The sequence below is a fragment of the Gilliamella sp. B2717 genome, assembly GCF_026536675.1.
GTDB lineage: Bacteria > Pseudomonadota > Gammaproteobacteria > Enterobacterales > Orbaceae > Gilliamella > Gilliamella apicola_I.
In genome coordinates, this window is record NZ_JAFNNQ010000003.1 from 109,288 (window position 1) to 123,256 (window position 13,969).

The 13,969-nt window shown below is 33.8% G+C and carries 15 protein-coding genes; 4 read left to right on the forward strand and 11 right to left on the reverse strand.

From position 1 onward, the window contains the following. Positions 1–2: 2 nt before the first annotated feature. From J3U35_RS01660 to J3U35_RS01700, 9 genes are all read right to left on the reverse strand, one after another. Positions 3–419, reverse strand: coding sequence for an acyl-CoA thioesterase (locus J3U35_RS01660; protein ID WP_267359124.1), 417 nt, complete (start codon positions 417–419; stop codon positions 3–5). After that, on the reverse strand, positions 409–2,160 hold the full coding sequence (locus J3U35_RS01665; protein WP_267359126.1) for a glycosyltransferase family 2 protein: 1,752 nt from the start codon (positions 2,158–2,160) through the stop codon (positions 409–411). The genes J3U35_RS01660 and J3U35_RS01665 overlap by 11 nt, the downstream gene beginning before the upstream one ends. Next, positions 2,151–2,528 (reverse strand): 3-hydroxyacyl-ACP dehydratase FabZ family protein, encoded by a 378-nt coding sequence (locus tag J3U35_RS01670; protein WP_267359127.1) that lies wholly within the window; start codon positions 2,526–2,528, stop codon positions 2,151–2,153. The genes J3U35_RS01665 and J3U35_RS01670 overlap by 10 nt, the downstream gene beginning before the upstream one ends. Then, on the reverse strand, positions 2,521–3,906 hold the full coding sequence (locus J3U35_RS01675; protein ID WP_267359129.1) for an AMP-binding protein: 1,386 nt from the start codon (positions 3,904–3,906) through the stop codon (positions 2,521–2,523). The genes J3U35_RS01670 and J3U35_RS01675 overlap by 8 nt, the downstream gene beginning before the upstream one ends. Beyond that, positions 3,876–4,229, reverse strand: a complete 354-nt coding sequence (locus J3U35_RS01680) for a hypothetical protein (protein ID WP_267351637.1) — start codon at positions 4,227–4,229, stop codon at positions 3,876–3,878. Before J3U35_RS01680 ends, J3U35_RS01675 begins: the two co-directional genes overlap by 31 nt. Positions 4,230–4,451: 222 nt before the next feature. Next, positions 4,452–4,700: an acyl carrier protein gene (locus tag J3U35_RS01685; RefSeq protein WP_267351635.1), complete on the reverse strand. Its 249-nt coding sequence runs from the start codon at positions 4,698–4,700 to the stop codon at positions 4,452–4,454. 4 nt (positions 4,701–4,704) lie between these two features. Beyond that, positions 4,705–4,968, reverse strand: coding sequence for a phosphopantetheine-binding protein (locus J3U35_RS01690; protein WP_065559113.1), 264 nt, complete (start codon positions 4,966–4,968; stop codon positions 4,705–4,707). Positions 4,969–4,994: 26 nt separating this feature from the next. Next, on the reverse strand, positions 4,995–5,789 hold the full coding sequence (locus J3U35_RS01695; protein ID WP_267351631.1) for a lysophospholipid acyltransferase family protein: 795 nt from the start codon (positions 5,787–5,789) through the stop codon (positions 4,995–4,997). Continuing rightward, positions 5,771–6,490, reverse strand: a complete 720-nt coding sequence (locus J3U35_RS01700) for a beta-ketoacyl synthase chain length factor (protein ID WP_267351630.1) — start codon at positions 6,488–6,490, stop codon at positions 5,771–5,773. Before J3U35_RS01700 ends, J3U35_RS01695 begins: the two co-directional genes overlap by 19 nt. Positions 6,491–6,642: 152 nt before the next feature. Here J3U35_RS01700 and J3U35_RS01705 point away from each other — a divergent pair, with 152 nt between their 5' ends. From J3U35_RS01705 to J3U35_RS01720, 4 genes are all read left to right on the forward strand, one after another. Then, positions 6,643–7,710 carry a class I SAM-dependent methyltransferase gene (locus tag J3U35_RS01705; RefSeq protein WP_416380668.1) on the forward strand — a complete coding sequence of 356 codons (1,068 nt, stop codon included), beginning with the start codon at positions 6,643–6,645 and terminating at the stop codon, positions 7,708–7,710. A 37-nt stretch (positions 7,711–7,747) separates the two neighbouring features. Continuing rightward, positions 7,748–8,146 (forward strand): hypothetical protein, encoded by a 399-nt coding sequence (locus tag J3U35_RS01710; protein WP_267351626.1) that lies wholly within the window; start codon positions 7,748–7,750, stop codon positions 8,144–8,146. Between the two features lie 387 nt (positions 8,147–8,533). Then, positions 8,534–10,234 carry an aspartate-alanine antiporter gene (aspT, locus tag J3U35_RS01715; RefSeq protein ID WP_267359133.1) on the forward strand — a complete coding sequence of 567 codons (1,701 nt, stop codon included), beginning with the start codon at positions 8,534–8,536 and terminating at the stop codon, positions 10,232–10,234. 29 nt (positions 10,235–10,263) lie between these two features. After that, the gene (locus J3U35_RS01720; protein WP_220216647.1) at positions 10,264–11,859 is read left to right on the forward strand and encodes a bifunctional aspartate transaminase/aspartate 4-decarboxylase; all 1,596 of its coding nucleotides are present in this window, start codon (positions 10,264–10,266) and stop codon (positions 11,857–11,859) included. A gap of 281 nt (positions 11,860–12,140) precedes the next feature. Here J3U35_RS01720 and J3U35_RS01725 read toward each other — a convergent pair whose 3' ends face one another. Both J3U35_RS01725 and J3U35_RS01730 read right to left on the reverse strand, forming a co-directional pair. Next, the gene (locus J3U35_RS01725) at positions 12,141–13,145 is read right to left on the reverse strand and encodes an aldo/keto reductase (RefSeq protein WP_267351620.1); all 1,005 of its coding nucleotides are present in this window, start codon (positions 13,143–13,145) and stop codon (positions 12,141–12,143) included. Positions 13,146–13,174: 29 nt separating this feature from the next. Next, a complete protein-coding gene (locus J3U35_RS01730; RefSeq protein ID WP_267351619.1) occupies positions 13,175–13,966 on the reverse strand; it encodes a hypothetical protein in 792 nt (263 codons plus the stop codon). Positions 13,967–13,969 lie beyond the last annotated feature (3 nt).

Below are 13,969 nucleotides of genomic sequence, written 5' to 3' on the forward strand. Positions count from 1 at the left end.
TTTTATAATCCAAATTGATTTAAGAAAATTTGAGGGGTGATAAAGCTCATTTCTTGTGTTGAAGCAGAGACGGCAACTTGTATGGTATAGCCCGATGTCATTTTTTTTTCGGTTTTAGCATCTAAAATGAGATAATTAATTTTTATCCGATGTTCGTATTCTACCAAGGTAGCAACAATTTTTAATGTTTGTTCTGCTATCGACGGCAATATGTATTTTATTCGTGTATCAACAATCGGCCACAAATAGCCAGAGTCGATCATTTCTTGATAACCGTAATTAAATTTTTGGAATAGGGCTTCTCTTGCTTTTTCAAAAAATTTTAGATAATTACCATGCCATACCACTCCCATTGCATCTGTATCATGGAATGAAGTGGTATATTCAATTGTTACGCTGTATTTCAAATCATTTTTCATTGCTTTTATTTCTTATATTTAATTTATTGGGATCGGGTTGACTGAATTGCCAAAAATCAAAGAAATTAAACCAGTCTAAAGGGGATAAAAGACAGTAATGTTCTAATCTTTTTGCATAATTTTGAATGATCATTTCAAGTTCAGCTTGGCGATTTTTTCTTGATGTAATCAGTTTATCAGCAAAATGCTCTAAATAGACTTGATAACGCCCATTGGGTTTCAGCCCCCAAACTAAATAGACAGGGTAACCTAAAGCTGATGCCAAAACAAAACTACCTTTAGGAAATGGCGCTGGTTTACCCAAAAAATCAGCCCAGATTACGCTGTTTTCTTGAATTCTTTGGTGAGGATTGCTTGATGTTCTATCACCCACAATAGCGACCCATTCACCGGCTTCAAGCTTTTGTTTAAGTAAGATTGCTGTATCTGGCCCTAAACTATCAACTTCAATTAAATTAAAGGTTGAGGCTTGATTGACTTCTTTTAATACTTGGTTAAATCGAGCGGCATTTTTTTTAAACACTAATGCATTAATTTTTACATCATGTGAACATTCTGCAATGGCTCGGCACATTTCTATGTCACCGAGATGTGAGCAGATTAATACTATGCCTTGTTTTTCATTTATTAAATCGAAAAATATTTGTTTGCTGGATGAATAAATATCTTGAATGTTGATATCCCCTTGCCAGCTGGCTAATTTATCTAAGAGTGAATCGCCAAAACGCTGAAAATGCCGAAAAGAAGTCAGTTGTTTTTTATCAACTAACGGGACATTTTCATAAAATTGTTTAACTTGTTGCAAATAGTTTTTTGATGCTTGACGTTGTTTTTTTCCGGTTAACCAAAAATAACTTATAACCGGAAACATGATCGTTTTTGCCACTTTTTTACCAAAAATTTGGTAAAGTTTGAGGATCAATTTGATTCCCCAAAGACCTTTTCTTTCTTCTATCTGTGACCAATGTGACGGTGAAGCCTTTTGGGATGTGTTTCGTTTAATTAATGTTGGGATACGTGGCAACATACCAAAAAATAATCGGGTATGCATCCATGTGATGAGTAAATTATCTTTTAATGGTTTAAAGTGTGAAATGCCATCTTTAGGATAAGTGACTTGAGTAGGAACAAAAATCGATGGCATACCTTGCCAGTACAACCTCACCATAATATCTGTATCAAAATCCATTCTTTTGCCAATTTGATAATGCGCAATTAAATTACATGTTTGTTGCAAAGGATAGATACGTAATCCGCACATGCTATCTTTAATTGAAAATGATAAGGTTTCAACCCAGACCCAAAAATGAGTAATATATCGGGCAATGAGCCGATGTTTAGGAACAGAGCTATCATAAACAGGGCAACCCGAGATAAGTGCATACGGATTTGATTGTGACTGATGAATCAATTCGGCAATAATGTCGGTATCATGTTGTCCGTCTGCATCGATTTGTATCGCATAGGTATAGCCTTGATTTAAAGCATAATTGAACCCAGCCATCACCGCCGCTCCTTTACCTTGATTAATCGGTAAATGAATTAAGGTTACCCAAGTAAATTGGCTCGTGATTTGTTTAAGTTGCTGCGCTGCATCGGGGTCGCTACCATCATCGACTAAAATACAAGTTAATTGATAAGATTCAATGCGTTTAAGTACGTCTGATAGCGTTTGGCTATGATTATAACAAGGAATAACAAAGCAATAATCTGTTGCTGGATGTAATGACGCTACTGACATAAGGTTAGCTTTCCTGAACTCGCAACTTTATGACTATCATTGTTGGTAATAGTATATTTAAATTCAAGTTTATTGGATTGTTTATACCAAACTAAATTTAAAATAATAGGATCATTAGGCAAAACAGGGCATTGAAATTTGACAAGATCGATTGATATTAGATTAAATTTTTTACCAAAGATTTGATTAGCATAATAAATCGCCCAGTTTAGTTGAACAACGCCCGGTAATAATGGTTGAGACGGAAAGTGTCCTTTAAACCAGAAAAGATCATCTGGAACAGTAAATTCAATGCTTGCTTCAGTTTTAGTCAAATGATCTATTTCGCTAACATTGGTTATTATTTCATTTACATATTTTTTATTCATTATTCTTCTTTAACGCATTAAACAATGCTTTTAATTCAATGTAACTGGATTTTCCTTGAGAATTCTTAGGAAGAAACTCAACAAATCGCCATCTTTTGGGCATTTCAATTAATGATAATGTATCTTTCAATAAAAGTCGAAAATATTGTGTTAATTTTAAATGACTGTAGGTTTGCAAAAGTTTTTTATGGCTTGGCGTTAATTGAATAACGGCACCAAGTATTGTTCGATTATTTTGTTCTAATGGAATAATTATTACCTGTTCAACTTCGTTAAGTTGATTAATTTTATTTTCTATATGGGTAAGTGAAACTCGATTTTCAGAGATCTTAATTATTTTGTCTTTCCGTCCCGATAGATGAAAGTACTTATTACTGACTATTTTAATTTTATCATTCAGAACTTCAGGTTGATCTAATAATGGCGTGTATAAAATGGCTTGTTGCCAACGTTGATCATACTCAATTCGCATAGAAGAAAAAAGCGTCCATGGCGTATTCGGCTGGGTTTGTTGTCGAGTAGCGATAATACCGGTTTCACTTGAACCATAGATTTCATTTGGTAAAACGCCTAAATTTTCGAAACAAAATTGTGATTCTTGATAACTTAATTTACCTGCTGATGAAATCACTTTATCACAATTTATCACGGGTAAATGATTATCTAACGTTTTAATAATCGATGGGGTTGTGATGTAAATAATACGTTTATGCTTGAATATTGCCAAATGTTCTTGATAAAGCACGGGTTCACAAACAAAGGGTATTTTACAGCACAGTGATAACATGATTTTAAACGTTAATCCATACATGTGTTCATGTGACACAGATGCAATGACAAGATCATAAGTTGTTTTTCCCCAATCCTTATTAAGTATTTCAATTTCATGTTGTAACTGATAAACCGATTTTTCAATTGGTTTTGGCAGACCCGTTGAGCCAGAGGTAAAGAGCGTTAATGTCTGTTGTTTAAAATCATAAGTTAATTGTTGTTTTTCATTGCAAAAATTTGCTAATGGTAATTGATTAATATTGATGATCTTCTTATCGATAAATTGACTGCTATTTAGCTCGTTATCGGTTAAAAGAGCGGTGTAGTATTGGCGCATCTCTTGATGAGATGGATTAAGAAGTAGAGGCTGTTTTCCTGAATAAAATAATGCCAATAATCCCGCTACGAAATTAAAACTATCATGCATTGATAATGCCCATAATTGGTTATTATCGTATTTTAATGCATGGCAAATTTCGAATACTTTGGTTTTAAGATCCGCAACGGTTAAAGGTTGTTTGTGTCTAAATGCGATAACTTCTTGTTCTGATCGCAGTAACTGCTGTGATAATAGATTTAACGTTGAAATTTTTGACGGATTAGCCATTCCATTCCCATACAAATTCCGATTAAAAGGTAGCTAATTAAGCCATTATAAATTGTCCACCAATACATGTTTTCAAGTAAGCATGTTATTAAGGCGACAGAGCCATTAAAAATAAAAAATAGACTCCAAAAAATAGTCACATTACGTTTATAACGTATAGCCTGATCGGGTAATTGTGGATTGTTCATTCTGGCAAATTTTTCAATTATTGTTTGTGGTTGAGTTAATGAGTAACTAAATACAATAAAAAATATCAAATTAACGGCTACCGGATAAAACAGTAGGAGTTGATATTTTGAAAATAGCCAGCTAATTACGGTCAACAATAACCCAAAACATGTTACAACTATGCTTAGCCATTTAATATTTGAAAATAGTTTTGGTAATGTGATTAACCTAAAAACAAATAAAAATATCAAATAAAAAATAGCTAATTCAACATGTTGGTAGTGTAGTGATAAGTAAATAATAAATGGATAAAAGACAAATAAAATATTGGTTATCTTGTTTATTATTGACTTAACTTTGTTCATATTATTATTTTATTATTGATTATTAACTAGTTTGTTTACTGCTTCAACAACATCTTGGACTGTTCTTACCGATTTAAATGTCTCAGGATCAACTTTTTTACCAATCTTTTTTTGTAGATGAACGACTAAATCAACAGCATCAATACTATCAAGATCTAACTCTTCAAAAAGTTTTGATTCGGGTTTAATATCGTCTGGCGATAATTCGAAAAGTTGTACAAGTGCAGATTGAACTTGTTCAAAAATTTGTTGCTTGTCCATATATTTAGGCTCCTTGTTGTTGAGACACGATAAAATCAGCTAATGTTTTAACAGAATAAAACATTTTTTTGGTATCATCACTTTCAGCGGATAATACAATACCAAATTGGTTTTTGATTGCTAAACCCAGTTCTAACGCATCAATAGAGTCTAAGCCTAAGCCTTCACCAAATAGGGGGGCTTCAGTATCTATATCCTCAGGAGTGATGTCTTCTAAATTTAATACATTAATTATTAACGTTTTAATTTCATTGTGTAGTTGTTCCATTAAAGTACCTTTATCTTTGCTATAACTTAACTATTCTCAGCCTTAATCAGGACAGAGGTTAAATATCGTGTTAATTTTCTTGCTGCGACGGTTGTATTTGGCTCGACAAAATCATCAATCGAAATTTTTTCACCAACCGTAACGTTGAATGATGTTTTTTTGATAGGGATGTCATACCATTTTTGTTGTTTTATCAAAAAAGGAGGATCGCACTGGATATGAATAAGCCGAATATCGGCATGGCAACGTAATGCAATATTTGCTGCACCTCGTTGTAATTTCATCGGTTGATCTGGAACGGTTCGAGTTCCTTCTGGGAATATGAGTATTCGCCCATTATTGGATAATATTTGTTGGCATTGTGGTAATATCTTTTCCGATTCCGCATTTAATATATATCCGGCTGTTTTGATAATACGACTAATAAAAACGTTATTTAATAATGCGCCTTTGACTAAACAATCGCAACGTGGCATAACAGAAACTAACAGTACCACATCAAGCAAAGAAGGGTGGTTAGCCACAATTAGACAATTTTTATCTTGTTTCAGTTTTTCTAGTCCATCAAATTGATATTGAATAATCCCTAATGATTTTATAATGCCGATAAAAATTTTAAAGCAAATACTTATACTATACTGAGCAACTGTTATTCGGTCGTTTTTATTCCAAATAGCTAGTCTTAATAAACTAAACCAAAAAATTGATAAGACAACAAAACCAAAAACGCCAAACAATAGGAAACCAAATGCTATTGCGAATAATCGCCAACATTGATTTAAAGTATAGATTTTTTTTGAGGTTACTGATTTAATGTCCATTGCCAATCTTGAGAATTTCCTTGAATAATAAAATGTTTTTGTTTACACAAATAAGCGTGTAAAAAAGCGATTGATTGAGGATAAATAGGTTGGTAGACCTGTGATGATTTATCGATGCTTTGACAACTTAATTGATCACCGCTTGTTAATATATAGCCAACGGCATAAGCAGGAACATGATAATTAATCTGTTTTTGATAGGTTTCTGGAACAAAACCATCAAAATCGACAAGCAAGACCTTTTTGTTACCATGATGTAAGATTGAAAATGCTTCAATTAACCCCTGTTGAAAGCTGTCATTGTGTGCAGAAATTGAGCTAATAGGTATACTTCTATTACTGATGATAGTGACTAATCCCGATGCCGTATTATGCACAGAAAGTGCGAAATCGGTCGGTGAAATATCATGATTTTGATTCATCGAAGTTAGGATTTTATGGGTTCTTTCCAATTCACCATGTTGGCTGGTGAAAATCGCTAAATCCAAATGATGATTGTCAATCAGTTCAAGTCCAACATCCACAGCTAATCGAGAGCCCATACTCATTCGACGGGCTTGCATCATCGGTATTTTTTTCGTTTTTGGTAAGGGCATATCCCAATTATGATTAAAAGATGTTGACCATAATTCCCAGTCAGATTTTGTTGAGAGACCAGAAGATAAAGCAAACCAATTTTCAATGGTAAAAGAAAAATTCATTTTTATTTCAATTTTTTAGCATTTTAATTATTTAATTCTTTACTTAACACTATTTTGTAATATTATTACAAAAAAATATCCTTTAACGGATAATTTACTAATACAATACATTAAATCAACAAAAAGGCAATAGATTGACTGGACAAGAAAACATTAGATATGGATATAACGAAGATAAATACTCTGCGTTAGAGGCGATAACGGAAGCACAAAAAATCGCATTTTCGCCTATTTTATTTCAAGCTGTCCTTTGTATGAGAGATAAAGGAATATTAGCAAGTATAGACCGAGCAAGTACTGACGGAATAACGGTTGATGAAATCATTAAAGAGATTGATTTATCTGAATATGCAATTCAATTATTACTCGATATTGGTTTAAGTATGCATGTCATTTATCAACAGCATTCCCGTTATTTTTTGGCAAAAATTGGTCATTATTTATTGCATGACAAAATGACGAAAGTTAATCTTAATTTTACTCAAGATATTTGTTATGAAAGCATGCGCTATCTTCAATCTGCTCTTGAATCGGGAAAACCAGAAGGTTTAAAAGTTTTTGGTGATTGGTCAACCATATATCCTGCCTTACAAGTGTTACCTGAAAAACCCAAAAAAAGCTGGTTTGAATTTGACCATTTCTATTCTGATCATTCCTTTCCTGCCGCTTTTTCACATATTGAACAATTAAATCCAAAGCATATTTATGATGTGGGAGGCAATACAGGTAAATGGGCACTTTTTTGTGCTAAACAAAATCCGAATATTAGAATAACGCTTTTGGATTTACCGCAGCAAATTCATGTTGCCAAGCAAAATATTCAACAAGCTGGTTTATCTGATCGGATTGAGGGCTTAGAAGTTGATTTATTGAAAGATGAGATTTTACCCAATCAAGCTGATGTTTGGTGGATGAGTCAGTTTCTTGACTGTTTTAGTCGTGAACAAATTACTCGCATTTTAACACTAATTCATCGCAGTATGAAAGATGATGCAACGGTTTGCATTATGGATTTGTTTTGGGATAGGCAGACATTTGAGGCCGGTGCATTAAGTCTGAATGCCTCGTCTTTATATTTCACCTGTTTAGCAAATGGCAATAGTCGTTTTTACCATTCTAAAATATTTTATCAATGTTTAAATGAAGCAGGGTTTCATGTTGAAAAAGATATTGATGGCTTAGGTTATGGACATACGTTGTTAATTTGTAAAAAACGTTAAATCAAAAATTAATCACTTTTATTCAAGGAGTAAACTAATGAAGTTTTTTAAGTTGATAATAGCCACTTTTTTTATCTGTCTATTATTTGGTTGTGCCAATAAGTATGAGGCACCAAGAACAGTTGAGTCATCATCGCAAGGTTTGAGTAAAGAGCAGGTTAAAAATGCTATTTTAGCGGTGAATAAAAAACGTGATACTCGATATGGTATTTGGAAACTAGATTTAATTGATAACAACAATATTCGTGCATCGCTATTAAATCTAAAATATGAAGCTACCATGAATATCAATTTCTCTTCAGAAGGCTATAAAATTCAATATAAATCAGTCAGCCCAAATTTAATTAATAAGAAGGGTGAAGTTCATCGTAACTATAATCGTTGGGTCAATGATCTAGATTATAGAATTCGCCAAAATATCTTCAAAGTCCAGTAAATAAAATCAATTTGGAATGGAATTTAATCTCAACATAAATTTGTCCAAAATTGATAAAAATTAAGCTCACTTTATTGTGAACTTAATAATTACCTATTTTAGTGCGTTATCATTTTTTAATGATAACGCACTAGTCTTCTAAAGTATTCTCGAATTAGTTTAAATAAGTTATTACAGTAAAAATTCCTTATTTTCAAAAAGGAACAAAAAAAATTTTTTACCATTTTTCTAACGATGATATCAATTGTTAAAATTAACTTTCTATTCTTTAAATAGCAGTTTAATATATTAATGTATTCATAAAAATTAGTGAATATTCTTCAAATTCCTTTTTATATCTTTTCATATATTCTTAATTCATCATTTTAGCACTTGAGGACAATGATTATGTTTCAATGGCTTTCAAATTGGATTTTAGATGGACTCAAACACTCACCAGAAATATTATTATTTCTCTCATTGAGTTTAGGTTATTTAATTGGTGGGATTCGTATCGGTAAATTTCAGCTGGGTGGCGTAGCCGGTTCATTGCTTGTCGCTGTAGCACTGAGTGTATTTGGTGTAACTGTTGATGCTGGCGTTAAAGCGGTACTTTTCGCACTATTTATTTATGCTGTTGGGTTTGAAAGTGGCCCCCAGTTTTTCCGATCTTTAGGTATTAAAACATTACGAGAAATCTTTTTAGCACTTTTCATTGCGGTTGCAGGTTTTGTGACTGTCGTTGTTTTAGCAAAAATATTCGATTTAGATAAAGGGTTGGCAGCCGGTCTTGCCGCAGGGGGATTGACACAATCTGCTATTATGGGTACTGCTTCTGATGCGTTAACTCAGCTTGGTTTAAGCGCAGAAGAGCTAAGTCGTTTACAAGGTAATGTTACCATTGGCTATGCTGTAACTTATATCTTTGGTTCCCTTGGTGCCATTATTGTTTGTGTTAATATTTTACCTAAAATCATGGGTAGAGATATCAGCGATGATGCAATTAAGGCGCAGGCTGAACAACTTCATGGCTCGATGTTATTAGGTGCTAATCAAAATTTTGCTTTATCTGATATTAGTGGTCGTTTGTATCGGGTGACAAATAAGATCAATCAAAGTGTTTCTGATATTGAAAAAACGGTAAATGGCATTAGCATTGAACGAATAAAACGAGGCAATAAAATTCTTGAGGCAACACCTGAAACAGTGATTAAAGCTAAAGATATTATTTTAGTTGTTGGTCACCGTGATGCCATGATTCAAGCGAATGATCTTTTGGGTACAGAAATTAATTCTGCATCAGGAATGGATGTGGTGATGAATACTCAAGATGTTGAAATGCGTAATTCTCGTTATGTTGGTGAGAATTTAACACAAGTACTTTCATCTGACGAAGTAATCAGTTTAAAACATGGTATCTATTTAGTTGCGATTCATCGCGATGGTCAAAGCCTTCCATTAAACAATGATATTGTTTTAAAACTAGGTGATGTGATAACCATTTATGGGGCGGATAGTGATCTTCGACGTGTTATAGATCGAATTGGTGCACCGATTACCAAAAGCGAAAAAACAGATTGGATATTTCATGGTTTAGGTCTTGTCGTTGGGCTGATTATTGGATTAATTGTAATTCGTGTTAGCGATATTCCAATTACCCTAGGCGCAGGTGGTGGTGCATTACTTTCTGGTCTCTTATTTGGTTGGTATCGATCTTTCCATCAAACCGTAGGCAATATTCCAACTGGCGCTTTGCAACTTTTAAAAGATTTTGGTTTAGCAGGCTTTGTCGCTGTCGTGGGTTTAAGTTCTGGTCTTCAAGCAATCGATACCATTAAAGAACAAGGTTTATCACTGTTTTTAATCGGAGTTGTGGTCACTCTGTTACCGATGTTACTGGCGATTTATTTTGGTAAATATGTACTTGGTTATAAAAACTCTGCCGTATTTGCCGGTGCTTTAGCGGGTTCACGAAGTGCTAATCCAGCCTTTGGTGAAGTGCTAAATAAAGCAGGCAATTCAACACCGACTAATTCTTTTGCTATTACCTACGCACTGGCGAATGTATTCCTAACTTTATTAGGTCCATTGGTTGTGGCTTTTGTTTAAGCAAAAACTCAAATTAAAGGTAAAAGATTATGAAGAACAAATCAGATTATGCAAAATATGCTAATTTAAGTCCTTTTGAATTAAAAGATAACTTAATTAAACTTGCCCAAAGCCATCCTGATCATGCTATGTTAAATGCAGGACGTGGTAATCCTAATTTTTTAGCAACTTGGCCGCGTCAAGCTTTTTTCCAGCTTGGTGTTTTTGCGATTCAAGAATCCGAAATGTCTTATTCTTATCTCAATGAAGGGGTAGGTGGTTTTCCAATTAAAGATGGATTAACAGGGCGCTTTGAGCATTTTATTCGTCAAAATTACAATACCCCTGGTGTTCCATTCTTAGGTAAAGCATTTTCGTATATTCGTGATCAACTTGGTCTTGATGAAAATGCATTTTTACAAGAAATGGTAGAAGGAATTTTAGGTTGTAACTATCCTGTTCCTGATCGAATGCTACGGTTCAGCGAAAAAGTCGTCAAATCCTATGTGTTAAGACAAATGGGGGCAAGCTATCTAAATATCGATGATATCGACCTTTTTGCAACCGAAGGTGGTACAGCCGCCATGGCTTATGTTTTCAATTCGATGAAAGAAAATGGTTTGATTCATAATGGCGATAAAATTGCAATTGGTGCACCAATTTTTACCCCTTATCTTGAAATTCCAGCCTTAAATGATTATCAATTAGTTGAAGTATTAATTAATTCGGATCCTAATTTAAATTGGCAGTATCCTGAATCTGAATTACGCAAATTAGAAGATCCTGCTATTAAAGCTTTCTTCCTTGTTAACCCTTCCAATCCACCATCCGTAAAAATTGATGATAAAAGCTTAAAAATTATAGCTGATATTGTTAAAAAACGTCCTGATCTCATTATTTTAACGGATGATGTGTACGGTACATTTGCCGATGATTTCCAATCTTTGTTTGCTATTTGCCCTAAAAATACCATTTTAGTTTACTCATTCTCTAAATATTTTGGGGCAACCGGTTGGCGTTTAGGGGTAATTGCAACCGCACAAGATAATGTCATTGATAAAACAATTCGATCATTGCCAAGTAAAGCAAAACAAGTTTTAAATAAACGTTATAGCTCAATTGTTACCGATCCTGAAAATCTCAAATTTATTGATCGTTTAGTTGCTGACAGTCGTGCAGTTGCATTAAACCATACAGCAGGACTTTCAACACCTCAACAAGTGCAAATGGTATTATTTGCACTTTGTGAAATGATGGACACGGATGAGAGCTATAAAACAACGTTGAAAACATTAATACGTCGTCGTGCGGCTTCGCTATATCAGCATGTGGGTCTGAAACATAAAACAGATGGAAACAGTGTTGATTATTATACGCTAATCGACCTTGAACACATTTGTCGTGAACTTTATGATGATAAGTTTGCCAAATGGATTCTTAAAAATAAAAATCCTTCTGAATTGCTATTTAGAATTGCTGATGAAGCGGGTGTGGTGCTATTACCGGGTAAAGGGTTTGCTGTACAACATCCTTCAGCTCGTGCCTCATTAGCTAACTTAAATGAGTATCAATATGCGGCAATTGGTTTATCGATGCGTAAACTGGCTCAAGAGTATTATGATGAATACAAAGGCAAGAAAAAATAGAAAACGAACTTAATCGTTATAATAAATCACATAAAAAGCCCTAATTATTCGGGCTTTTTTTTATTTAATATCTAATATCAAAATTTTAATAATGAACAAAATAAAATAGCGTTTATGGATATTCCAAACTGATTATTTTTTAATGATTTTTATTATCTCTATGCGGTATAAAAATAATATTTAAGCAATAATTGTGTATCACCTGTTACCTATATTGCTGATTGATTGTTTCAATAAAGCAACATTAGGCTCTCATTGTTCAATGCTCAGTCAGAGTATTTTTAAAAGATACCTTTCATACCTTCTGGTGTATAGCGGTCTCCTTTAATATCAATACGATTTTTTAAATCATTGAGAATGGTAAGATCTTCTTTTTCAAGCGTAACAAAACAGGCATTAACATTTTCGAACAAATATTTTTCTTGTTTTGTACCAGGAATAGGAACAACACCTTCCCATTGCGCAAGCAACCACGCTAAAGCAATTTGACCACTTGTACAATCATATTTAATTGTCATCGGTTTTAGTGCATTTAATAGGAGTTTGTTGTGCTCTATGTTCGCATCTAAAAATCTTGGGTTAGTTTTACGAAAATCACCGTCTGCAAAATCTTTTCCTGACTGATATTTTCCTGTCAAAAAACCACGCCCAAGCGGAGAATAGGGAACCAGTCCAATATTTAACTCTTTTAATAGCGGTAATAGATTATCTTCAATATCCCGAGTCCAAAGTGAATATTCAGTTTGAACAACATCGACTGGAAAGACTGAATGTGCGCGGATTAATAAATCTTTAGGTACTTCACAAAGACCAACATGCTTAATTTTTCCCTCTTTTACTAATGTTGCCATCGTCTCCATTGTTTCCTCAATGGGGTTTTCGGGATTGATTCGATGAATATAAAAGAGGTCGATTTGTTCAATACCTAATCGTTTTAAAGATGCTTCACAGCATGATTTTATGTATTGAGGAGCATTATTTATTTTTCTTTCATAGCCAATAGTATTGTTTCTATCTATTCCACATTTAGTTGCAATACATAATTGTTCTCGTTGTGATGAAGTTAATTCTTTTAGCAATGTTCCAATGAGTAATTCGTTTTGCCCACGACCATACATATCAGCTGTATCAATCAAGGTTATGCCACTATCCACAACGGAATGTAGCAACCTAATTGAGTGCTGATCATCAGTAGGGCCATAGAACTCACTCAGTCCCATAGCTCCATAACCTATTGCACTGACACTAATATCTGAGCCTAACGTTCTTTGTGGTAATTTATGCATTTAAAAGTTCTCCAATTTGTCCGTCATAATTAATCATTATTAAACCTATATACCGCTCCATCTCCCCATGTTCCTATATAATAATGATTATTGTATAAAGCTAATGCTACAGCACCTGATAACGATGAAACTAATGTATCTAATTTTTTAGTTTTTACATCAATCTGACGTACCATATTGGCTCCATTATCAATTACCGCAACCACACTAGGCGAAACAGTGACAATACCAACACCTGGTCGAGTAAATCCACTACCTAACTCAGTTTTATTGCCATTCGGGTCAATCATTGTTAAACGACCGCTATATTGAGAAACCACTAAACTATTATCAGGAAGTTGTGTGACGCCGACTGGAGTAGATAATCCTCGTACGATAATTTCTTTCTGACCACTGTTCAAATTGAGTGATACGATTTCACCCGTCGAACGATTGGTAATAAGCAAATTTCCAGAATTTGAAAATGCAATGCCTGTCGGAGTATGATAACCGTCAGAAATTTTTTGAGCTTCTCCATTTGCGGTAATTTTTAAAATATAATCATCACTATAAGAAGATACATAGATATTATCTTGTTTATCTATGACAATTCCAGCGGGTGAGGAAATATTCGAATAAACGGTTTGTTTGTTGCCTTTAGTATCTATTTTAACCACTGAATTACCAGACCAATTGGTCACATACATCGCCCCAGAACTGTCAAAGGCAATCCCAGTTGGAGCATTAAATGACTTAGAAACAGTTTTTAATTCGGCCATACTCATCGCTCCATAAAAAGTGGAAAAGATAAAAATGAGGGTAGATAGCAAAAATTTTTTCATAAT